This is a genomic window from Marinobacterium sp. YM272 (genome assembly GCF_050908845.1).
GTDB lineage: Bacteria > Pseudomonadota > Gammaproteobacteria > Pseudomonadales > Balneatricaceae > Marinobacterium_D.
In genome coordinates, this window is the sequence record NZ_CP194171.1 from 1,930,640 (window position 1) to 1,951,565 (window position 20,926).

Sequence of the window (20,926 nt, forward strand, 5' to 3'; positions counted from 1 at the left end):
TAAAACAGCGTGTTCAGTGGTTGGCGTTGCAAGTTTTCCAAAACCCGATTTTTCGTAACCGAGTAGATGGTTTCTCTGCTTTGGTTTAATTGCCTTAGTGGCGGACTACCCTTAAAAGATGTGGTGGCGGTTTCTTCATCCTTGTGTGTTTCTGAGGCCTCATAATGCGAGCAGCACAAGTTATCGATACGAGTATTTTTCACCGGTTGTCTCGGTGCATTTGTGTGCGGTGGATGTCTGTTTTACTGCTGCTGTTCACCTTGACGTTGGGAGGGTGTGCGAGTTTTTCTCCAGACCCCAGCGTTAGCTCGTTTCGGGACCGTGCGAAGCTTCAGAAAAAAAACAATGTCACCGTTGAAGCGGCCGTGTTAAGCAGGGAGGAGAGCCAAAGTCTGTTCGGCGTTGATCTTTTCAGCAGGCAGATACAGCCGGTCTGGATCCGCATTCGGAATAATGACTCGCACCCTTATTGGATGATTGCGTCCGGGCTTGATCCGGAGTACTTCTCACCGCACGAGGTGGCTTACAGCTTACATCGGTGGCTGCAGCGCGGATATAACGAAGAGGTTGATCTCTACTTCACCCGCCACAGTTTTTTTAATCCGATTTTTCCGCAGACTACGCGCAGCGGCTTCTTTTACGTGAACCTGGATGAGGATGAGAAAGAACTGGATGTGGATCTCATCAGCAAAGACGAAACGCTGTTTTTCGATTTTTACTTTGAGCTGACAGGCCTTAAGGCCCGCTCTCTCAAGCAGATAGAGCAGCAGTCTGAGAAGTCAGAAATCAGAGACTTGAACGAGGCGCAGCTGCGAGAGACTCTCCGAAAGCTTCCCTGTTGTACCACCAGCGAAGATGGGCGGGTCAACGGAGACCCGATTAACCTTGTCCTTATCGGTGACTCGAAACATCTGTTTCCACCCTTTGTAAGGCGCGGATGGCATTACGCTGAAGACAGTTATCTGAAGTCTATCTGGAAAACGGTGAACTCGTTTTTGTTTGGCAAGCACTACCGTTACTCACCGGTCAGCAATCTTTATTACGACGGCCGCAAGCAGGATATAGCGCTGCAGAAAGCGCGCGGTACTATCCATCAGCGTAACCACCTGAGGCTCTGGCTCACAGATCTTCGTTTTAATGGAAAAGAGGTCTGGGTGGGGCAGATCAGTCGCGATATCGGCGTGCGCTTTACGACCCATACACCCACCTTTACCACGCATAAAATCGATTCCGATATTGATGAAACACGCACGGCATTTATCGAGGATATGCTGTTTTCGCGGGGGCTATCACGACTTGGATTTGTGAGAGGCGTCGGCAAAAAAACCATGAGTCAGCCTGGGGTTAACCTTACAGGTGATCCTTATTACACGGATGGCCTGAGAGCCGTACTCGAGTTCGATGCACGGCCAAATAACCTTGAGGATGTTCGCTTTTTCGATTGGCGCGAGCCACCGATGAGACGCATGTATTCCCAGTGACAGCTGGACTTAAGCTGCAGAGTCGAGCATTTCCAGCAACTGCGGCTTGATCTGCTCGACCCACTGTTCGAGCCGCGCGTCGGTCAGCATCCCCTGGGTGCGTTGATCGATCACCAGGCCAACGAACCTGTCGACGATGGCAGCCGCCGAATACTCAAAGGTGTAACCGCCGGTACTCCACTCGCCGACCATCGTTGCGCCCTGAATGGCGAATCTCTGGTAAAGCGCCATCAGCGAGCTGGCGAAGCGCTCGGAGTAGCGCTCCTGGGCGCCCAGGCCAAACATGGCGATGCGCTTGCCGCTGAGATCGGGCGAGCCAAACTGCGCCAGAAACTCCCCCCAGTTGGGTTCGAAGCAGCCGGATACACCTTTGCCTGGAATATCGCCTTCGCCATAGCTGGGCGTGCCGAGAATCAGGGCGTCGTACTTGAGCATATCCTCCGGCGTGATGCGGTTGACGTTGAGCGGCTTGTCGGCGATCTCGCTGCCGAGCAGTTTGTAGATTTTCTTGGCGATCAGGCGGGTGGTGCCGGTTTCTGTGCCGAAAAAAATGCCGATTTTGTTCATGCGGTTATCCTGTCGTAAAACCGACAAAGTCGCTCTCTATGGTAAATAACCGAGCGCATTTGTGGCGGGTTGGTGGAGTTTTGCTGGCTTGTCAGGGTTGATAGCAAGCGCTGTACCAGCTGGCCAGGGAGGCGGGGTGCGACTAAATGAGCCATAATTCAGCCCGGTTTCAAGCTATTCAGTTCTTTGATCGGAGAGCGATGATGAAAAGGATTCAGCCGTTATCTGTCCTTGCGCTGGGCGCGTTGCTGGTCGGTTGTGCGGCGACGCAGACTGCTGATCACGCCACTCAACCCGCGGTCCAGGTTGGGAACGGACAGGGCGCAGGTATAGAGGCCCTGACCGGTAAAACCTGGACGCTGGTGGAGATCCAGTCCATGGATGACAGCCTGTACACGCCCCGTGAAGGCCACAGCTATACGCTGGAGTTCAAGGAAGACGGGCAGGTACAGGTGCTGGCTGACTGTAACCGCGGTTTCGGTAGCTGGGAGCATACGCCACCCTCGGGAATCAGCATGGGGCCGGTGGCGGTGACCAAAATGTATTGCGGTGATGGCAGTATCGACAATCGGTATCTCACCGATCTGAGTTATGTGCGCTCCTATGTGCTTCGCGATACTAACCTTTACCTGGCGACAATGGCCGATGGGTCCATCCTCAAATTTGCCAGCGCTGTGTCACCGAGTTTTGACTGCGGCCGTGCCGAGGGTAGCGTGCAGGAGCTGATCTGCAGCGATGCAGAGTTGGCAGGGCTGGATCGTCGTCTTGATCAGTTGTACCGCAAGGCGCTGGACAGTTTTCCGCAAGAGGAGATCCCAACGCTGAAAGCGACGCAGCGGGGTTGGATCAAAGGTCGTGATGAGTGCTGGAAGTCTGAAAATATCGGCGACTGTGCCCGTGAAGCGTATGAACGGCGTATCACCGAACTGGAGATCAAGACCGGGAGCACCATGGTCCCGGCGCCGGCCATTTACAGTTGCGAGGATGGGCGTCTGCTGACTGCGTACTTCTATAACGAAACACTGATGCCGGCGCTGATTTTGGGTGACGGTACCGAGCAGCACCTGCTGTATCACGCTTTATCTGCCAGTGGCGCCCGTTACGAGGGGAGGAATATCAGCTTCTGGAGTAAGGGGGATCGAGCCCAGTATTCTACCTTCGGTGCTGAGTCGGTAGAGTGCGTATCGCGCAAATAAGCCTTAATGACGTTTACAGGGAAGGAGAGACCTCTTGGCAGGAACCAGTCTGCTCGCGCTGATCGATGATATCGCCACGCTGCTGGATGATATCGCGTTGATGTCCAAGGTGGCGGCCAAAAAGACCGCCGGTGTGCTCGGTGATGACCTGGCGCTGAATGCCGAGCAGGTCTCGGGCGTCAAGGCGGACCGAGAACTGCCGGTGGTGTGGTCGGTCTTCAAAGGTTCCATCATCAACAAGCTGATCCTGGTGCCGGCAGCGCTGCTGATTTCTGTGATAGCGCCCTGGCTGATCACACCACTGTTGATGATCGGTGGTGCCTACCTTTGCTTTGAAGGTTTTGAAAAGGTGCTGCACAGCTTCAAGCCGGACAAAGCTGCCCATGCCAAGGAGCTAAAGGCTATTGCCGACCATAGCGTGGATATGCGCGATTTCGAGAAAAACAAAATCAAGGGTGCGATCCGCACCGACTTTATCCTCTCCGCGGAGATTGTCGTTATCGCCCTGGGGACGGTGCAGAGCGCAAGCTTTGGTGTGCAGGTCGCCGTGGTGTCTTCTATTGCTTTGGCGATGACCGTCGGTGTGTATGCGCTCGTTGCGGGGATTGTGAAGCTGGACGATGCCGGCTTGTTTTTGTCGGCAGAGGGCAAAAGCGGTATCGGTGCAACATTTGGCCGTGGACTGCTGAGACTCGCGCCCTGGCTGATGAAGTCGCTTTCGGTGATCGGTACCGCGGCCATGTTTCTGGTGGGCGGCGGTATCCTGGTTCACGGTATTCCCGGCTCTCATGAGCTGTTGCACACTATCGAGGAAACGGCGTCCGGCTTACCTTCAATCGCCGCGATAGTGAACGGCGTGCTGCCGTCGTTGATTAATGCCGCCCTGGGTATCGCCGCCGGTGGTCTGGTTTTTCTGGTGATCGAGCGCGTGGTGAATCCGCTGTTGGGGCGAAACGCACACTGAGGGAGGCGCGCATGAAGAACACCGGCCTGGTCATTCGGCCGATGCAAAAGCATGAACTCGGCCTGATGATGGACTGGGCGGCCGAGGAGGGATGGAACCCGGGGCTCCACGACGGCGACTGCTATTTCTCGGCGGACCCCAAGGGATTCCTGCTGGCGCTTCTGGACGGGGAGCCAGTCGCTACCCTGTCCGGGGTGCGCTATAGCGATGAATTCGGGTTTCTCGGTTTTTATATCGTGAAGCCCGAATATCGTGGGCGTGGGCTGGGTATGCAGATCTGGAAGGCCGGTATGGATTATCTGGCAGGCTGCAATATTGCGCTGGACGGTGTCGTTGCCCAGCAGTCGAACTATGCCCGCTCAGGCTTCCGGTTTGCCTGGAATAATGTGCGTTATGCCGGTCAGGCTCGTCATGCCCAGTGTGAGTCGGCAGCGGCCAGTTTTCCTCTGTCTGTTACTGACCTGGCTGAGCTGCTTGACTACGACAAGCCGTTTTTCCCTGTTGCGCGCCCAGAGTTTTTGGCCAGCTGGATCGATCAACCCGGTGCCACAGCGCTTGGTGTGCGGAAACAGGGACGCTTGGCTGGATATGGCGTGATAAGGCCCTGTCGTGAGGGATTTAAAATAGGACCGCTTTATGCGGATTCTCCGCAACTGGCTGAGGTGCTATTCAACGACCTCCAGCAGACGGTGCCAGTTGGGGCACAGATCTATCTGGACCTCCCTGATACCAACCTTGAAGCGGTGGGGCTGGCGCAAGCTGCCGGCATGGAGCCGGTGTTTGAAACCGCGCGTATGTATACCGGCGATACGCCGGAGCTACCGTTGGACAGGCTCTACGGCGTGACCTCATTCGAGATCGGGTGATAGGCTTTCGGCTTACTTTTTACCTGACTTTTGATCTGCACAAGGAATGATCATGAAGCTTTGCGAGCGTTTAGGGATCGAGTTACCGATCATCCAGGCTCCCATGGCCGGTGCGCAGGGCAGCATGCTTACGATCGCGGTGTCCAATGCGGGGGGCCTCGGCTCCTTGCCCTGCGCTATGCTGAGTGCTGAAGCGCTTGCAGCCGAGCTGAAGGAGATTCGTGGTAGCACGGATAAACCCTATAACCTCAACTTTTTCTGTCACCAACAGCCTCAGCCGGACGAGGCAAGGGAGCAGGCGTGGCGTGATCGTTTGGGCGCCTACTACGCCGAATACGGTATCGACGCCCGGGCGATCCAGACGGGTGCAGGGCGCGCTCCCTTTAGCGCAGAGCTTGCCGATCTCATCGAACCCTATCGTCCGCCGGTTATCAGCTTTCACTTCGGTTTGCCTGCGCCTGAGCTGGTAGAGCGGATTAAAGGCTGGGGTACGCTGGTGTTCTCTTCAGCGACCACGGTGGAGGAGGCGCTCTGGCTTGAACAGCATGGCGCTGATGCGATCATCGCCCAGGGGCTGGAAGCCGGCGGTCATCGCGGCATGTTCCTGAGTGATGACCTGACCACCCAGGTGGGTACCTTCGCACTGCTGCCGCAGATTGTGCAGGCGGTTTCCTGCCCGGTTATCGCGGCGGGCGGTATAGCCGATGCGCAGGGCGTTGCGGCGGCTCTGTCTCTGGGCGCGCAAGCCGTGCAGCTCGGTACCGCCTATCTCTGCTGCCCCGAGACTAAAATTTCGGCGATCCATCGTGCTGCGCTGCAGAGTGAGGCTGCCCGTCACACGGCGCTGACCAATATCTTCAGTGGCAGACCGGCACGGGGCATAGTTAACCGGGCGATTCATGAGCTTGGACCAATCTGCACCGATGCTCCGGCATTTCCTCTGGCGTCCACAGCAATCACACCCTTACGTAGCGTTGCTGAAAAGCAGGGCTCAGGCGACTTCTCTCCACTCTGGGCGGGTCAGAACGCCAGCCAGTGCCGCGAGATTCCCGCTGCCGAGCTGACGCGACTGCTGTCTGATTCCTGACAAAAAGATCCCGACACTGTCAGGCGCCGGGATCGGGGGATATCCGTTTTTATAATCAGTACAACAGGTGGGCCGATGCCAGATACCTGTCCATGCTGGCCCCAGTGACTTCGGGAACGGCGCCGGCAAGTATCTGATTACGCAGGTCGGTTTCGTTCAGGAACTGGTTCAGCTGAGTGATGCTGCGTTCCAGGGAGGCATCGTCCTGTACGGTATTTCCAAAATCCTTGCCTCCATCGAGTAGCGCATACTGATATTGTTCGACCGCATTGTTTGTATCTATCGAGAGCGCAACGGTTGCGAAAGTATGTTGATTACCTGAGGCATCTGCCGCTATCTGCAGAAACAGATCGTCGCCGCGTGTTGCCATCGCGTAGTTCAACAGATCGAGGTTCGCCTCCAGGGAGCTACCATCGGAGACAGGCGGACCGAAAGCCCGGCTGTCCGAGTCATGAAAAATATCGGGCATAGAGGGTACATCGCTGGATGCGACCGCTACGGTGGCGAAGTCGTAGGGGTGTGGTTCAACCAGTGCGGCCATCCGGTCATCTTCGGCATATTGCAGCTGCAGGTGTTCGTTCATCGCTGTTAGTGATCGCTCCAGACCGGTATCACCGGTAACCGAGAGGTCAAACCACCCCTCTGCAAGAGCTGCCGGAGCCGATATCAGGGTCGCTATCAGCAGGGTGCTTGTCAGGCCGGATGGCCTGAGTGCTTTTTTATTTTGTACATGACTTACCTCCACTTCCGGGTTAAGGGGCGGCCTTCAAGCTAAATTATAGGAGGTGTGGTTTATCGGATTGCTCACATGAATATATTTCCTTGTTTGGCGGGTGTTGCCATGCGTGTGGATTTGCCAACGCGATCGAGCCGTTAGTTATGAGTTTCGACGACCTGATTAAGCAGGTAGATGCCTGCCGCCTGTGTGAAGAGCATCTACCCCTGGAGCCCGGGCCGGTACTTCAGGCAGCACCCTTCGCCCGTATTCTGATCGTCGGGCAGGCTCCTGGCCGCCGCGCCCATGAATCCGGCCTGCCGTTTGACGATGCCAGTGGCGATCGCCTCAGAGAGTGGCTCGGCTTGAGCCGCGCACAGTTCTACGATCCGACCTTGCTGGCGATTCTGCCGATGGGGTTCTGCTATCCGGGTACCGGAAAGTCCGGCGACCTGCCGCCAAGGCCCGAGTGCGCGCCCGCCTGGCGGGACAGGTTGATGGCACAACTGCCTGATATCCGGTTGACCCTCCTGCTCGGGCAGTACGCCCAGCAGTATCACTTTGGCCGGGATAAACGCACGCTGACGGAGCGCGTGAGGGATTGGCCGGCGACCTGGCCGGAACTGGCAGCACTGCCACACCCCAGTCCGCGTAATAATCTCTGGCTGAGGCGTAACCCCTGGTTTGAGACCGAACTCCTGCCCGAGCTTCAGGGCAGGGTAAGCGCGTTGGTGCGGGAGCATAGGGGCGCTTGAAACCACGATGCGAAAGCGCCAGTCGTGATCCCCTGAGGTCTATGGGGTGAAATGTCACTCTGGCTATGTAAAGCTTAACTTTCAATGGATTACACAGGGGGAGCTCAGATGTCATCATTGGTTTACTGCACGGCTCAGTTCAAGCCGCGCCCGGGCAAGGAGAAAGAGCTGTTCGCGGTACTGCAGTCGCTGGAGCCCAACACGCTGCGCGAGGATGGCTGTGTGCAGTATCGGGTCACCCGCCATATCCAGAGTCCGTTTGCGGAGGGCAGCAGCTTCCCGATTGTGTTCCATGAAGTCTGGCGTGACTTAGCGAGCTTTGAGCAGCACTGTCAGCGTGCGGAAATCGCCGAGTTCTTCAGCCGTTATTGTGAAGCCGAGGATGGACTGGCCGAAGACTGGAACGTTTGCATCTACACCGACGAGCCGGAGGAGTTTGCCTGATCCGGCAGTCTGCGGAGTTTAATTATGAGCAGCCACGCAACCTACAGACAACCGCCCCGGCTTGAACGGGAGGATGGTGAAACCCGGCAGGTCGGTTTTGAGCTGGAGTTTTCCGGCGTTACCCTGGATGAAACAGCCGATGCGCTGAATCAGCAGTTGAACGGCAGAGTGGTTTACCAGACAGAAGCGGAGCTGGTGCTTGAAATACCCTCCATCGGTAAGTTGACCGTGGAGCTGGACTGGGCCTTCCTCAAGCGCAAGGCGGCGGAGAGCGAAAAGAGTGGGCAGCCGGAAGAGTGGCTCAAGCCCCTGAGTCAGGCGGCCAGTCTTCTGGTGCCGGTGGAGGTAGTCTGTCCGCCGGTGGCGATGGACCAGTTGGAGCGGCTGGATCCGCTGATCGATATTCTGCGCAAGCTCGGTGCCCAGGGCACTGAAGAGTCCCTGATCGCCGCTTATGGCGTGCATATCAACCCCGAAATTCCGACGCTGGATGCCAGCTGTCTGTACCCCTATCTCAAGGCGTTCAGCCTGTTGCAGTGGTGGCTGGTGGAGGCGCACGAGGTCAACACAGCCCGCAAGATCAGCCCCTACATCGGCCTTTATCCCGAAGCCTACGTGGTTGAGCTGATCGAGCAGGATCAGCCGGATATGGATGCGCTGTTCGCCGCTTATCTTGAGCACAACCCAACCCGCAACCGCGCCCTGGATCTGTTGCCGCTACTGGCAGAACTGGATGAACAGCGGGTGCAGCGTGCCGTGGGCGATGCCAAGGTCAAGGCCCGTCCCACCTTCCACTACCGGCTCCCCAACTGCCAGATAGAGCGCCCGGAATGGTCGCTGGCGGACTCATGGAATCTCTGGTGTGTGGTGGAAGCACTGGCAGACCAGCCAGAAGCGCTGGATGAGTTGGGCCAGGCCTTTCTGGATGCACGTATACCGTTAATCGGCGTTAACCGTAGAAGCTGGGTGGAGTTTGTCGACGCATGGTTGAAAGACCACGGGTTGGTGTAACGGGTAACGGGCGCCGCTGGGCGCCGAGCTGGTGGTGTTCGGCGTTGGCGCTGCGACTTGCGGGGGCGATCCCTGAGCGGATCAGCGTGCGCCATCCGCCCAGTGGCCAGCACCTGGATGCGTTGGTGATCGGCGGTGGCAACGATATCGGCCCGGAGCACTACGAAGGTGATATCGATGCCAAGGTTAAACTGGATCCGGAGCGCGACCAGCTCGAGATCGAGTGGATCAACCGGGCGATGAACGCCGGTATCCCGCTGCTTGGTATCTGTCGCGGCGCACAGCTGATCAACGTGGTGCTGGGTGGCAATCTGCACCAGGATATTCGCCCGCTGCGCAAGCGGACCTATAACCGTCCTGGCCTGCTGCCCACCAAACAGGTGCATGTGGCGTCAGGGTCGGTACTGGCGGGGCTCTGCGGTAAACTGCACCTGCGCGTTAACAGCCTGCACCATCAGGCGATCCGGGACACCGGCGAAGGGCTCAGAGTGGTCGGCAGGGATCTGGATCTGATCACCCAGGCGGTGGAGCATACCGATGGCCAGCCGATCATCGGTGTGCAGTGGCACCCGGAGTATCTGTTTTACCTGCCGTCCCAGTTTGCCCTGTTCCGCTGGCTGGTGTCGCGCGTAAGTTAATTATCTATTCATAAGTGATCAGGAGTGCCCGTGTTATCGATGGCTCGTGCTCTGGTACTGGGGCTGCTTTTTCTTGCGCTGGCGGGGTGTGGCGATGACAAGCTCAGCCCGCTAAGTGATTACGCCCGCATTCTCGCGTTTGGCGACAGCCTGACCGCCGGTTACGGCGTGAACAAAGCACAAAGCTACCCCAGTGTGCTCGCTAATATCAGCGGGCGAGAGGTGATCAACGCCGGTATCTCCGGTGAGGAAACTTCCGAAGGCGTGCACCGCCTGGGACAGCTGCTTGAGCGGGAACGTCCGGCGCTGCTGATCCTGTTCGAGGGCGGTAACGATATTCTGCGCAACCGTGACCTTTCACGTACCAAGGCGAATCTTGCGCAGATGATCGAGCAGGCGCAGAACGAGGATGTCGATGTGCTGTTGATCGGGGTGCCGCAGAAAAGCCTGTTTTCCAGCGCCGCGCCTCTGTATGGCGAACTCGCAGAGCAGTATGGCGTTGCCTATCTTGATGGTGCGGTTGCCGATCTGCTGCGTGAACCGGCCTACAAATCGGACCAGGTTCATTTCAATGCCGAGGGCTACCGCCGTCTGGCGGAGCTGATCCATCAACACCTGCAACAGGAAGGCGCGCTCTAGTGCCTGACCTGGCAATAACAAACGAGGAGAGAACAATGAGCTGGAACGTATATCTTTCGGGCGAAATCCACACCGACTGGCGTGAACAGATTATCGAGGGTTGCAAGGCGAAGAACCTGCCGATCAGCTTTACCTCAGCCGTTACCAACCACGACGCCAGCGATGCCGCCGGTGATGTGCTTGGTGAAGAGAGCAGCGGTTTCTGGCGCGATCACAAGTCCGCCAAGGTGAATGCGATGCGTACCAAGACCCAGATCGAGAAGTGCGATCTTGCCATCGTCCGCTTTGGTGACAAGTACAAGCAGTGGAACGCCGCCTTTGATGCCGGCTTCTGTGCCGCGCTGGGCAAACCCTATATCACCCTGCACGGTGCCGATATTGTGCACCCGCTCAAGGAGGTGGATGCGGCTGCAATGGCCTGGGCGCAGACGCCGCAGCAGGTGATCGAGGTGCTTGAATACGTCGTCAGCGCCCAGTAAGGGACGCACCGCCAGGCCTGAAGAGAGTCGAAGCTGAACCTGGCGGCGCGAAACCGGATTACTGCCCGATACAGTCCGGGCAGTAACTAACCTGGGGGTAGAACATCTTTACATCGTACTCGGCCGCTTTCGGGTTTGAGTAGGATCCGATATAGCGCAGCTCCGCCTTCTCCGGCATGTGGGAACACTGGGATTCATGGATCTGGTTGCCCGCGCTTTCCTTGGCTTCAAGGTGCAGATAGTACTTGGCCATAACCTTTACTCCTGACTGTTCGCTAATTGCTGATTAATTATTCAATGGTGGATCGTCCCGGCATCCGCCGGGGCATGACTGGGGTGTGGAGCCCGCCACTCCAACCCCGCTCTGTTCGATGTGGCGAGGGGGAATTCGCCTGTCGTGCAGCGCTGTCATGTTGTTTTCTCTATCGCAAGTCGCGTACCAGCCTGGCTGTCAATATGGCACCCGTTAGGAGCGGTCTGTTTTATTGATCAAAATCAATAAATTATGCGGGCGGTGGCGGGATGGTGCGGAAAAGCGCGCAAGGCTGGCCCGGGGCCGATGTTGCGAAAGCTTCAGAGCGGGTGCGACAAATGTTGTTTTGTTGACATGGATCAATACAGCGGAGCGGGGAGTGTGGCGGGCTGTTCGCCCGCCGCTGGGCCTTAGGGCCCTGAATCAGGCTTTGGGCGGCTGCTCGGGGCCGCTATCGTCCTGCTGTCGGGGATCATGCTGCTGTACCAGCGCCTGTTCCGCAGGCTCGTCGTCCGCCTGGGTCTCACCGGGTTGTCTGCATACGTCTTCTATGTAGCGGCCGATATAGTCCTGGCCACGGCGAGTGGTATTGAACAGCCAGAGCAGGATGAGTGCACCGAATGCCAGGACGAAAATGGCGTATTCGCGGAACAGGAGCGCAAGGATCACCACGAGCGGAATCAGCACCATCATGCCGGTCTTGCTGCGCTTGGCGAGATTCTCGATCAGCTCCCGCGCCTTCTGTTCGTCGGTCATGCCCGCCTTGAGCAGTGCCTGTTTCAGCGATTCATATTCTCGTTCGCGGCGACGCGCCATGCGACCAAAGGGGTCGTTCAGTTTCATAAACAGCAACTCTGTTTTGCGTTTGTGGGTGGTCGAGGGCAAATAGTACCGATCAATCCGCTGCTTGTCCGGTTTTCTGCAGAATTCAACGCCTTGCGAGGTCAGGTGATCAAGGATCCGTGCGCCTTAATCACTTTAAGAGACCCTAATTCTTTACCATAATGGTCGGCTTTTCTGTTGCCAAGGAGATGACGATGAAGCCGATCGAAGGCGCCGATAATTCGCCCGCTTACTCTAGCCGGGCGGTGCTACTGATTCAAATTGCGCTGGCGATGGGAGGCTTCGGCATCGGCACCGGAGAGTTCGCGATCATGGGTCTGATGCCCAATGTGGCCGAGGGGCTGGCGATCTCCGAGCAGCAGGTAGGACATGTGATCAGCGCCTATGCCCTGGGTGTGGTGGTGGGCGCGCCACTGCTGGCGGTGGTAGGTGCGCTTTTGTTCCGGCGCCACCTGCTGATCCTGCTGATGATTGTGTTCGCGCTGGGCAATTTCGCCAGCGCCATGGCCCCTGACTACCACAGCCTGCTGCTGTACCGTTTTCTGGCCGGTCTGCCGCACGGTGCCTACTTTGGCGTTGCCTGCCTGGTAGCCGCGTCGCTGGTACCGCCTAACCAGCGTGCCAAAGCGGTCAGCCGGGTGTTGATGGGACTTACCATCGCCATGCTGCTGGGTAACCCGCTGGCCACCTGGCTGGGGCAGGTGATGGACTGGCGCTACGCGTTCGGACTCGTGGGGGGAATTGCGCTGCTGACCGTGCTGCTGGTAAGTCTCTACCTGCCGCTCAATCGCAGTGAACAGCGCAGTAATCCGGTGCGCGAGTTACGTGCATTTAACCAGCCCAAGGTGTGGCTGGCGCTGGCGATCAGCTCGGTGGGCTTCGCCGGTATGTTCTGTGTCTTCAGCTACCTGGCGCCGACGCTGCTCGAAGTGACCGGGGTTTCCAAGGCCTGGATACCGGTGGCGCTGGCCGCGTTCGGCGCCGGTGGTATTGCCGGTAACATCGCCGGCGGCTGGCTGTTCGATCGGCTTCAGTTCAAGGCGGTGGGCTGGCTGCTGCTCTGGAGCACCGGCATTCTGCTGCTGTTCCCGCTGGCGACGCAGAATATCGTCACCATGCTGCTTGCCGCCTTTGCGGTGGGCTCCATGGTCTCGCTGTCCCCGGCGTTGCAGACGCATCTGATGGATGTCGCCGCCGAAGCCCAGACCCTGGCGGCAGCTTCCAATCATTCCGCCTTCAACGTCGCCAACGCACTGGGCCCCTGGTTGGGCGGCATGGCGGTTTCGGCCGGGCTGGGCTGGAGCAGCACCGGTCTTGTCGGTGCAGCCACGGCACTGACCGGTTTCGCGGTGTTCGTTATCGCCTATCGCCAGCACAAGCTGGTGCCGGTTTTGGCGGAGGTAGAAGACTGAAGCTGCTGTTAGCGTCTATCCTGAACATCAGAGTCTGTGTGAGTCTTGGAGTGACGCGATGAAAAAACTGAAAAACGAGAAGGAACTGGTGCGCAAGGCGATAGAAGAGGGCGTTAAGTACGGCGAGGAACGCGGTGCCGTGGAGTTTGAACCGGGTGACTCGGCGGATCTCAAGATCGAATACATCTACCGACTGCTGGTACACGATAAGGTGATTCAGCCGATGCCTGAAGAACAGGTCTCGCAGAAAACCATGCGCCACCGTTTGGCGCTCTGGGCCTCGCATCTCTGATGTTGATGACGAGCCTGTTCCTCTGCCAGCAATGATTGAGGAGGTTATCAATGAGCTTCGAACAGGCGATGCTTGATCCAGCCAAGTGCTACGATACACCCGCGGATCTGCTCAACGATACGCGCCTGAGTCGCGAAGAGAAGATCAAGGTGCTCAGGTGTTGGGAGTTTGATGCCCGGGAGAGCGAAGTCGCCGAGGAGGAAAACATGGGCGGCGGACGGTCCACTCCGCTGTCCGAGGTGCTGGATGCACTGCACAAGCTGGGCGAGACTTCCACTAGTGTGGACGCCCCAACCAAACAGGGCGGCGAATAAGCCGCCCGTCATTTCTGCTTTGTTAGTCTTCCAGTTTCCAGCGCAGGGTTTCGCCGGCGCGCAGCGGTACGATGATATCGCTGCCGAACGGCATCTCAGCCGGCACTTCCCAGGGTGATTTCACCAGCGTAATGGTGTCGCTGTTGCGCTCGCGTCCGTAGAAGTCGGCCCCGAAGTGGCTGGCGAATCCTTCCAGTTTATCCAGTGCGCCCAGGTCTTCGAAGATTTCCGCGTAGAGCTCAATTGCGGCGTAAGCGCTGTAGCAGCCGGCGCAGCCACAGGCGGATTCCTTGGCGCCCTTGGCGTGAGGAGCGGAGTCGGTGCCGAGGAAAAACTTGGGGCTGCCGCTGATCGCTGCCGCCTGGAGTGCATCCTGATGGATATTGCGCTTGAGAATCGGCAGGCAGAACAGGTGCGGGCGGATACCGCCCACCAGCATGTGGTTACGGTTGTAGGCCAGATGCTGCACGGTGATCGTCGCAGCTACGTTATCGCCATGACTGGTGACGAACTCTGCAGCGTCACGGGTGGTGATATGTTCCACCACCAGCTTCATGTTGTCGTGCTTGACCGCCAGCGGGGTCAGGATCTCATCGAGGAAGCGTTTTTCCCGGTCGAAGATATCGACGTCCTGGTGGGTGACCTCGCCATGAACCAGCAGTGGCATCTTGGCTTCTGCCAGTGCATCGCAAACGGCATCGAGCTTGCCCAGGTCGGTCACGCCAGACGCCGAGTTAGTGGTAGCGCCGGCCGGGTAAAGTTTAACCGCAGCGATCTTACCGGTGGCCGCTGCCGCGGCGATCATCTCCGGGGTGGTGTTGTCGGTCAGGTAAAGCGTCATCAGCGGTTCGAAATCGACATCCTCAGGTACCTGCGCCAGGATCCGCTCGCGGTAGGCCAGCGCCATCTCGGCATCGGTGACCGGCGGCTTGAGGTTCGGCATGACAATCGCCCGACCCATCTGACGCGCCGTGGCCGGTACTACATGTTGCAGCACGTCACCATCGCGAAGGTGCAGGTGCCAGTCGTCGGGGCGGGTCAGCGTAAGGCGTTCAGTCATGTTTGGTCTCTCGATGCCAGGGTGGATTTCGCGTTTGGAAGTGGCTGCAGATTATAGACAATCCTCCAGGCGGCGTCTTGTTGGCTACCTGATATGACCGGGCTAAACCTGAGTATTACGATAAGGTATTAGTGATATTTTTTGATCACTGTATAATTAACCACCCTAAATTCCGGTGGATCCCGGAAAACCTATCTATTTCACCTGGTCTTATCAGGCCGGGCAGAGCATACAGGGTGACAATCTCATCATGGATAAACCTTCTCCGCTGGCGTTGACGCCGCTGGCGCTGTTCCTGCTTTTTTTCGTTGGTAGCGGCCTCTGGTATCAATCCCAGGGCGTTGAGTTTGCCTTCTATCAGATCTCCGCACCGGTGGCGATTCTGCCGGCGATCGTGCTGGCGGTCTTCCTGGCGCGCGGCCCGCTGAACGAGCGGATCAATACCTTTATCGAGGGCGTGGGCGATAACACCATTATCACCATGGTGCTGATCTACCTGCTCGCCGGTGCTTTTGCCAGTGTGGCCAAGGCGGTCGGCGGCGTGGATGCCACGGTGAACTTCGGTCTCAGCGTGATTCCGCCACAACTGGTACTGCCGGGACTGTTCGTGATCGCGGCGTTTGTGGCCACCTCCATGGGCACATCCATGGGGACCATCGCCGCCATCGCGCCGATTGCGGTTGGCGTCGCGGAAGCCACTGAACTGTCGCTGCCGCTGACCGTGGCGACGGTGGTGGGCGGTGCCATGTTTGGCGATAACCTGTCGATAATCTCCGATACCACCATCGCCGCGACCCGGACCCAGGGCTGCGCCATGCGCGACAAGTTCAAACTGAACTTCAGGATTGCGCTGCCGGCGGCGCTGCTGACCCTGGTCTGGCTCTGGCTGCAGAGCAGTTCCGCCACCGTGGAGGCTCCGGGGGATTACGATCTGATTCGCGTGCTGCCGTACCTTGTTGTGCTGGTGCTGGTGCTGGCGGTGCTGGGTGTCAACGTGATGCTGGTACTGTTTGTCGGTATTCTGCTGGCGGGCGGGGTCGGTCTGTCGATGACGCCGGACTACAGTCTGGCGCAGTGGTCCAAGGATATTTACGCCGGTTACACCGGTATGCAGGAGATCCTGATCCTGTCACTGCTGATCGGTGGCCTTGGCGCGATGATGAAATCCCAGGGCGGCCTGGCCTGGGTTTCCGGGGCGATCGACCGCATCAGTCGTCTCGGGCGTGGTGAGCCGGGCAAGCGCAGCGGTGAGCTGAGTATCAGTGCCGCCGTGGCAGTGACCAACGTCTGCACCGCCAACAACACCGTGGCGATCCTGCTGGCTGGTTCCCTGGCAAAAGATATCGCCGAGCGGCACGATGTGGATCCGCGCCGTAGTGCCAGCCTGATCGATATCTTCTCCTGCGTGGTGCAGGGGCTGATCCCCTACGGTGCCCAGGTGCTGCTGGCGGCGTCCACCGCCAAGCTCTCGCCGCTGGCGCTGATCGGCAATATTTATTACTGCTGGCTGCTGGGACTGGTGGCGCTGCTGTCTATCGCTATCGGATATCCCAGGCTTAAGGACCAGCCAGCCAGTCAGAGCGCCTGAACCGGTTACTCGCCCTTGAGCTGCTTGACCAGTGCGGCAGGCAGCTCGCTCAGGGTGAGGGTGCCCGCATTCGGGTCGAAGGTGATGTTCTTGCCCAGGGATTCGTTACTGAAACTGATCGATACATCCCGGCTGCGGCCGCTGTAACGGATATACTTTTTCAGGCTGGAACGATCCGGAATGAAGGCTTCCTTCAGTTCCGGGTCGCGCTCTTCGATGTAACGGTCCAGGCCCGTAGGCGCCTGGCTCTCGATCTCACCCGAGAGTTCGCGGTAGTTCACCGCCTCGCCGTTTTTGACCTGTTCTATGCAGTATTCCGCCACCTCTTTCTGGTAGCGCTTGCCGGTGTCTTCCGGCATATCGCGGCTGTAATCTTCAACCAGCGACATGAATCGCTCGGTGTCTGCGGTGGTGTCCACGGTGTCGGTGAAACTGAGGAAGTCCATCATCAGTTTCTGCATCGGCCGCTCGCCAAAGCCAAAGCTGATGGTAAGGAATTTATGCTCGCCGGGCTGGTGTACCTGGTCCAGGTTCAGCGTGGCGCAGAAGCCCAGCTTGCTGAAGTCGATATACTCGCAGGCGTCCGGCTTGTTATCGCCATTGATGAAGATCCCCTCGCGCTGGCGCAGCTGGGCCAGCCAGAGGATGCGGCCAGCTTCCTGTTCATCCACTGCAAACAGCCAGTAGCCGTCGGACTCCACATCCTGCTCTTCCAGTGCGATCGCCAGGTACTCGATGGTTTTCTGGCTGAAAGAGACCAGGTTCAGCGTATCGCCGAGCCAGTTCACCACCAGTCCCTTGAACACATCGGCTTCGTTGGAAAAGCAGCCGTAGCGCTTGCTGGCGCGGCGCACAAACAGCGGTTTGATCTCGCTGAGCAGGCGGCTCTCGGTGTCTGTCAGGTCCAGTGGCTTGTCGCTGAGGCTGTAGGACTTGTCACCGCTCTCGCGGGTCAGGCGGTGGATGATCGCTTGGGATACAGACATGAGAGCTCCGGCTGAAATAAAACGGGGCGGAATTATACCTCAGTGTCAGGGTCGGTTCCGATAGTCGAAACGGGGCAGAGCCGGGCGATTTTTTTCAGCATGGCGCGATAATGGCTGCCTTTCCAGTACACCTGTCGGCAGCCGGTGCAGCGGTAGAAGGGCGGCTCGATTCCGCCCCGGTCCCTGGGCAGGTCGGGCTGTGCATCCTCAGTGCTTGTCGGTGAGACCAGCGCATTGCAGCGGATACAGCGGGTGAACGGGTTAATCAGGCGACACAGGTCCAGCCGATCCATCAGGTCGGCCAGCAAGGCGAAGGGAGGGCGATGGCGCAGGTAGCAGCCGTGCGTTACCGCCCGCCGCATCAGCAGTGCCTTGTCACGGGTGAGCAGGATGCGGTGCTGATCGGCGCTGATGCGCGCCAGTTCGGCATCATCCCAGTCAGGGTTAAACAGCGTATCGAACCCCAGCATGCGCAGATCCCGCACCAGCCGGCCCAGATGGGCATCGGCAATAAAACGGATCTGCCGCAGAGGGCAGGGCCGGACCCGCAATAGCGGAGTGATATCCAGGTGCTCAAAGCAGGGATAAACGCTGATCCGTTCTCCACCATAAATACGCCACTCCAGATCGACGGATGCACCATCGACGAGAATAAGCTCAACCTCGGTGTGCGGCACTCCACACAACTCGATCAGGTGACGCACCGGGGTGGGCGCAACAAACTGACAGGGCAGTTCACGCATCTGGTTGCGCAGGGGCAGGAAGTCGTTCAGCTCGGCATAGAAACGGATTCTCGCGGTGCCTTTGGCCATAAATCTACCTCTATGGCGAGTATAGCTGGGGTATGGCCTGAGGAATTATTGCAGCGTATCTTTTGCGCGGTGCCAAGACTATTGAGGGACTCATTGAGTTTGAAACCGTGGCACAGGCATTGCTGTATTCTGGCGCATAACGCGGTACCAGCCTCGAGCAAATAATGAACGAACACTATCTGAATATTAATTTTGAGCCCGGGCGCACATTGCAGGAGCAGATTCGTGAGCACCTGGTCGATAAGATCCTCTCGGGCCATCTGCCGGTTGACGAAGCGCTGCCCTCATCCCGGCGTCTCGCAGAGCAGCTGGGCGTTTCACGCAATACTATCGTGTTAATTTACGAAGCTCTGGTTGATGCAGGCTATCTGGAATCAAAGAGCCGGCGCGGTTATTTTATCGCCCCGGCGTACCACGAACCGGAACAGCTTTGCACCGATTTAGGGCAATATCATCCTGAGGCTAAGGCGCTCTGGACCCACAGGTTCAAGCGCAGGCCCAGTGAAGAACCCAACATTGTAAAACCCAATAACTGGCGCTCGTTCGAGTACCCCTTTATCTACGGCCAGGTACAGCACGAGTTTTTCCCCATCGAACACTGGCGTGACTGCGCCCGCAGGACGCTTACCGGCCCTGGCTCCCGTGACTGGATCCACGACAGCGTGGATTCGGACGATCCCTACCTGGTGGAGCAGGTGCGCACCCGGCTGCTGCCGAAGCGGGGCATTTATGCCGAACCGAGCGAGATTCTGATCACCATCGGCACGCAGAACTCCCTCTATCTGCTGGCCAACCTGCTGTTGGGCCCGGACACTGTGGTCGGTCTGGAGGACCCCGGCTTTCGCGATGCGCGTAATATCTTCAAGTCCTTCGATGCCCAGCTGCACCTGCAGCCGGTGGACGAGGCGGGCATCGTGGTGGACCAGCGGTTGCACGGCTGCGACTACATCTACCTGACACCCAGCCATCAGGTGCCCACCGGTGCCGAGCTAACACCGCACCGGCGTCAGGCACTGATGGCGCTGGCCCGTAAACACGACAGTATCCTGATCGAGGACGACTACGATGCCGAGATCAATATGCAGCTCAACCCGGTGCCGGCACTGAAGTCCCAGGACCCGGACAACCGCGTGATCTACGTGGGCAGCCTGTCCAAATCAATCTCCCCCGGGTTGAGGATCGGCTTTATGGTGGCGGATGAAAGTCTGATCGCCGAAATGCGGGCGCTGCGGCGTTTGATGTACCGTCATCCGGCGACCAATAACCAGCGCCAGACTGCGTTGTTCCTGTCTCAGGGCTACTACGACACCTACCTGCGCAAGATCCGCGAGCTCTACTCCAGCAAGCTGCAACGTATGCGCACGGCGATCGATCGTCATTTGCCGGGGATGAAGACAGTGTCGGCCAGTGCCGGGGCATCCTCGTTCTGGCTGCGGGCGCCTGACCACGTGGATACCGAGGCGCTCTCCTGGATGGCAGCCCGGGACGGGGTGCTGATCGAGCCGGGTTCGGTGCATTTTCTAGGCGAGGAACCACCGTCCAATTACATGCGGTTGGGTTTTTCGGCGATCCCAAGCCATAAGATCGATCCCGGTATCGAGCAACTGAGCCGCACGCTGGAGCGTTTCCTGGCACAGTGATGGGGCTGCTGGACCCACAAACTCCGGTAACTGGATCTATCGCTCGTAACTAGCCAGCCCCTACCGTGAATGCAACGCGACGGCACACCGGTCGTCGCATTGCAGATGGTATGTGCGTTGGCTGATTTCCTTTCCAATCCCGGTATACCCCACCTTGAACTGGCGCTGCTCCTGGTCAGCCTGGCGGCACTGGTGCGTGGCTACACAGGCTTCGGGTTCGCGGCCATCGCAATTACCGGGTTGAACCTGGTATGGCCGCCGCAACTGAGTGTCCCTGTGATCCTGCTGCTGGATCTGATCGGCACGCTGGGGCTGCTCGGAGCGGCCTGGCCCGCGGCGGATAAAGGGCTTATCGGCCGGTTCAGCCTGGGTGCTCTGATCGGCATCCCGCTTGGATTGACGCTGTTGATCCAGGTGCCTGAAACCCACCTGAAGTTAGGCATCAGTATCGGCGTCTTGCTGATGTCGCTGCTGTTAATGCGCCGACCGCAGGTCTCCAGCCGCGAACACCACTGGCTGACACGGACTATTGGTGGTGTGTCGGGTGCCTTTACCGCGGCCGCTTCAGTGGGGGGGCTGCCGGTGGTCTGCTACCTGCTGACTGTCCCCCTGAGTACTGCGGTGCAGCGCGCGTCGATGGTGATCTTCCTGGCCGCAACGGATTTGGTTGCCCTGCTACTGCTTTATATAAGTGGTGTTTTCGATACCAGCCTGATCGCCCCGGTACTGGTACTGCTTATCCCGACGATTCTTGGCGTCCAGGTGGGTCAGTGGGCTTTTCATCGGCGCCGTCCCCAGTCTTTTCACCCTGTGGCCCTGCCGATCCTGACGCTGCTGTCGGTCAGCGGTCTGGGTATGGGTGTGTACAAATTATTTTGAGGAGC

At 58.3% G+C, this 20,926-nt stretch carries 24 protein-coding genes; 17 read left to right on the forward strand and 7 right to left on the reverse strand.

What is annotated here, in order from left to right; genetic code table 11:
• Positions 1-233 precede the first annotated feature (233 nt).
• Positions 234-1,481 carry an LssY C-terminal domain-containing protein gene (locus ACQUQP_RS08565; RefSeq protein ID WP_432698379.1) on the forward strand — a complete coding sequence of 416 codons (1,248 nt, stop codon included), beginning with the start codon at positions 234-236 and terminating at the stop codon, positions 1,479-1,481.
• A gap of 9 nt (positions 1,482-1,490) precedes the next feature.
• Here the strand turns inward: ACQUQP_RS08565 and ACQUQP_RS08570 are convergent, their stop codons facing one another.
• Positions 1,491-2,048, reverse strand: a complete 558-nt coding sequence (locus ACQUQP_RS08570) for a flavodoxin (RefSeq protein WP_432698380.1) — start codon at positions 2,046-2,048, stop codon at positions 1,491-1,493.
• 200 nt (positions 2,049-2,248) lie between these two features.
• Here ACQUQP_RS08570 and ACQUQP_RS08575 point away from each other — a divergent pair, with 200 nt between their 5' ends.
• The 4 genes from ACQUQP_RS08575 to ACQUQP_RS08590 are packed head-to-tail and all read left to right on the forward strand — an operon-like array spanning position 2,249 to position 6,161.
• Positions 2,249-3,244 carry an META domain-containing protein gene (locus ACQUQP_RS08575; protein ID WP_432698381.1) on the forward strand — a complete coding sequence of 332 codons (996 nt, stop codon included), beginning with the start codon at positions 2,249-2,251 and terminating at the stop codon, positions 3,242-3,244.
• 34 nt (positions 3,245-3,278) lie between these two features.
• The gene (locus tag ACQUQP_RS08580; RefSeq protein ID WP_432698382.1) at positions 3,279-4,208 is read left to right on the forward strand and encodes a DUF808 domain-containing protein; all 930 of its coding nucleotides are present in this window, start codon (positions 3,279-3,281) and stop codon (positions 4,206-4,208) included.
• 11 nt (positions 4,209-4,219) lie between these two features.
• Positions 4,220-5,074 (forward strand): GNAT family N-acetyltransferase, encoded by an 855-nt coding sequence (locus tag ACQUQP_RS08585; RefSeq protein ID WP_432698383.1) that lies wholly within the window; start codon positions 4,220-4,222, stop codon positions 5,072-5,074.
• Between the two features lie 52 nt (positions 5,075-5,126).
• On the forward strand, positions 5,127-6,161 hold the full coding sequence (locus tag ACQUQP_RS08590; RefSeq protein ID WP_432698384.1) for an NAD(P)H-dependent flavin oxidoreductase: 1,035 nt from the start codon (positions 5,127-5,129) through the stop codon (positions 6,159-6,161).
• A 55-nt stretch (positions 6,162-6,216) separates the two neighbouring features.
• Here ACQUQP_RS08590 and ACQUQP_RS08595 read toward each other — a convergent pair whose 3' ends face one another.
• On the reverse strand, positions 6,217-6,744 hold the full coding sequence (locus ACQUQP_RS08595) for a hypothetical protein (RefSeq protein ID WP_432698385.1): 528 nt from the start codon (positions 6,742-6,744) through the stop codon (positions 6,217-6,219).
• A gap of 296 nt (positions 6,745-7,040) precedes the next feature.
• On the opposite strand from ACQUQP_RS08595, the gene ACQUQP_RS08600 reads away from it, so the two are divergent.
• The 6 genes from ACQUQP_RS08600 (at position 7,041) to ACQUQP_RS08625 (ending at position 10,842) form a co-directional block, all read left to right on the forward strand.
• Complete coding sequence (locus ACQUQP_RS08600) at positions 7,041-7,631, forward strand: uracil-DNA glycosylase family protein (protein WP_432698386.1); 591 nt, start codon at positions 7,041-7,043, stop codon at positions 7,629-7,631.
• 108 nt (positions 7,632-7,739) lie between these two features.
• Positions 7,740-8,075, forward strand: a complete 336-nt coding sequence (locus tag ACQUQP_RS08605; RefSeq protein WP_432698387.1) for a putative quinol monooxygenase — start codon at positions 7,740-7,742, stop codon at positions 8,073-8,075.
• Positions 8,076-8,099: 24 nt separating this feature from the next.
• Positions 8,100-9,086: an amidoligase family protein gene (locus ACQUQP_RS08610; protein ID WP_432698388.1), complete on the forward strand. Its 987-nt coding sequence runs from the start codon at positions 8,100-8,102 to the stop codon at positions 9,084-9,086.
• Positions 9,059-9,724 carry a gamma-glutamyl-gamma-aminobutyrate hydrolase family protein gene (locus ACQUQP_RS08615; RefSeq protein ID WP_432698389.1) on the forward strand — a complete coding sequence of 222 codons (666 nt, stop codon included), beginning with the start codon at positions 9,059-9,061 and terminating at the stop codon, positions 9,722-9,724. Before ACQUQP_RS08610 ends, ACQUQP_RS08615 begins: the two co-directional genes overlap by 28 nt.
• Before the next feature lie 39 nt (positions 9,725-9,763).
• Positions 9,764-10,363 carry an arylesterase gene (locus ACQUQP_RS08620; RefSeq protein ID WP_432698390.1) on the forward strand — a complete coding sequence of 200 codons (600 nt, stop codon included), beginning with the start codon at positions 9,764-9,766 and terminating at the stop codon, positions 10,361-10,363.
• Between the two features lie 35 nt (positions 10,364-10,398).
• Entirely contained in the window at positions 10,399-10,842 is a 444-nt protein-coding gene (locus ACQUQP_RS08625) for a YtoQ family protein (RefSeq protein ID WP_432698391.1), read from the forward strand.
• Between the two features lie 58 nt (positions 10,843-10,900).
• Here the strand turns inward: ACQUQP_RS08625 and ACQUQP_RS08630 are convergent, their stop codons facing one another.
• The gene (locus tag ACQUQP_RS08630; protein WP_432698392.1) at positions 10,901-11,095 is read right to left on the reverse strand and encodes a hypothetical protein; all 195 of its coding nucleotides are present in this window, start codon (positions 11,093-11,095) and stop codon (positions 10,901-10,903) included.
• Between the two features lie 423 nt (positions 11,096-11,518).
• Positions 11,519-11,938, reverse strand: a complete 420-nt coding sequence (locus ACQUQP_RS08635; RefSeq protein ID WP_432698393.1) for a hypothetical protein — start codon at positions 11,936-11,938, stop codon at positions 11,519-11,521.
• Between the two features lie 194 nt (positions 11,939-12,132).
• Between ACQUQP_RS08635 and ACQUQP_RS08640 the strand changes: the two genes are divergently transcribed.
• From ACQUQP_RS08640 to ACQUQP_RS08650, 3 genes are read left to right on the forward strand one after another with little or no spacing between them, the layout of a single operon-like run.
• Entirely contained in the window at positions 12,133-13,350 is a 1,218-nt protein-coding gene (locus ACQUQP_RS08640; protein ID WP_432698394.1) for an MFS transporter, read from the forward strand.
• A 58-nt stretch (positions 13,351-13,408) separates the two neighbouring features.
• Positions 13,409-13,642, forward strand: coding sequence for a DUF5062 family protein (locus ACQUQP_RS08645; RefSeq protein ID WP_104002811.1), 234 nt, complete (start codon positions 13,409-13,411; stop codon positions 13,640-13,642).
• Between the two features lie 50 nt (positions 13,643-13,692).
• The gene (locus ACQUQP_RS08650) at positions 13,693-13,956 is read left to right on the forward strand and encodes a hypothetical protein (protein ID WP_432698395.1); all 264 of its coding nucleotides are present in this window, start codon (positions 13,693-13,695) and stop codon (positions 13,954-13,956) included.
• A gap of 22 nt (positions 13,957-13,978) precedes the next feature.
• Here ACQUQP_RS08650 and pyrC read toward each other — a convergent pair whose 3' ends face one another.
• Positions 13,979-15,016: a dihydroorotase gene (pyrC, locus tag ACQUQP_RS08655; RefSeq protein WP_432698396.1), complete on the reverse strand. Its 1,038-nt coding sequence runs from the start codon at positions 15,014-15,016 to the stop codon at positions 13,979-13,981.
• A 250-nt stretch (positions 15,017-15,266) separates the two neighbouring features.
• Between pyrC and ACQUQP_RS08660 the strand changes: the two genes are divergently transcribed.
• Positions 15,267-16,604, forward strand: coding sequence for a Na+/H+ antiporter NhaC family protein (locus ACQUQP_RS08660; protein WP_432698397.1), 1,338 nt, complete (start codon positions 15,267-15,269; stop codon positions 16,602-16,604).
• Positions 16,605-16,609: 5 nt separating this feature from the next.
• Here the strand turns inward: ACQUQP_RS08660 and ACQUQP_RS08665 are convergent, their stop codons facing one another.
• Complete coding sequence (locus ACQUQP_RS08665) at positions 16,610-17,590, reverse strand: nucleoid-associated protein (protein ID WP_432698398.1); 981 nt, start codon at positions 17,588-17,590, stop codon at positions 16,610-16,612.
• Positions 17,591-17,622: 32 nt separating this feature from the next.
• On the reverse strand, positions 17,623-18,402 hold the full coding sequence (locus ACQUQP_RS08670) for a Mut7-C RNAse domain-containing protein (protein WP_432698399.1): 780 nt from the start codon (positions 18,400-18,402) through the stop codon (positions 17,623-17,625).
• 164 nt (positions 18,403-18,566) lie between these two features.
• Between ACQUQP_RS08670 and ACQUQP_RS08675 the strand changes: the two genes are divergently transcribed.
• Together ACQUQP_RS08675 and ACQUQP_RS08680 are read left to right on the forward strand one after the other, a co-directional pair.
• Complete coding sequence (locus ACQUQP_RS08675) at positions 18,567-20,042, forward strand: PLP-dependent aminotransferase family protein (protein ID WP_432698400.1); 1,476 nt, start codon at positions 18,567-18,569, stop codon at positions 20,040-20,042.
• Between the two features lie 117 nt (positions 20,043-20,159).
• Complete coding sequence (locus ACQUQP_RS08680) at positions 20,160-20,921, forward strand: sulfite exporter TauE/SafE family protein (RefSeq protein WP_432698401.1); 762 nt, start codon at positions 20,160-20,162, stop codon at positions 20,919-20,921.
• The last annotated feature ends 5 nt before the right edge of the window (positions 20,922-20,926 follow it).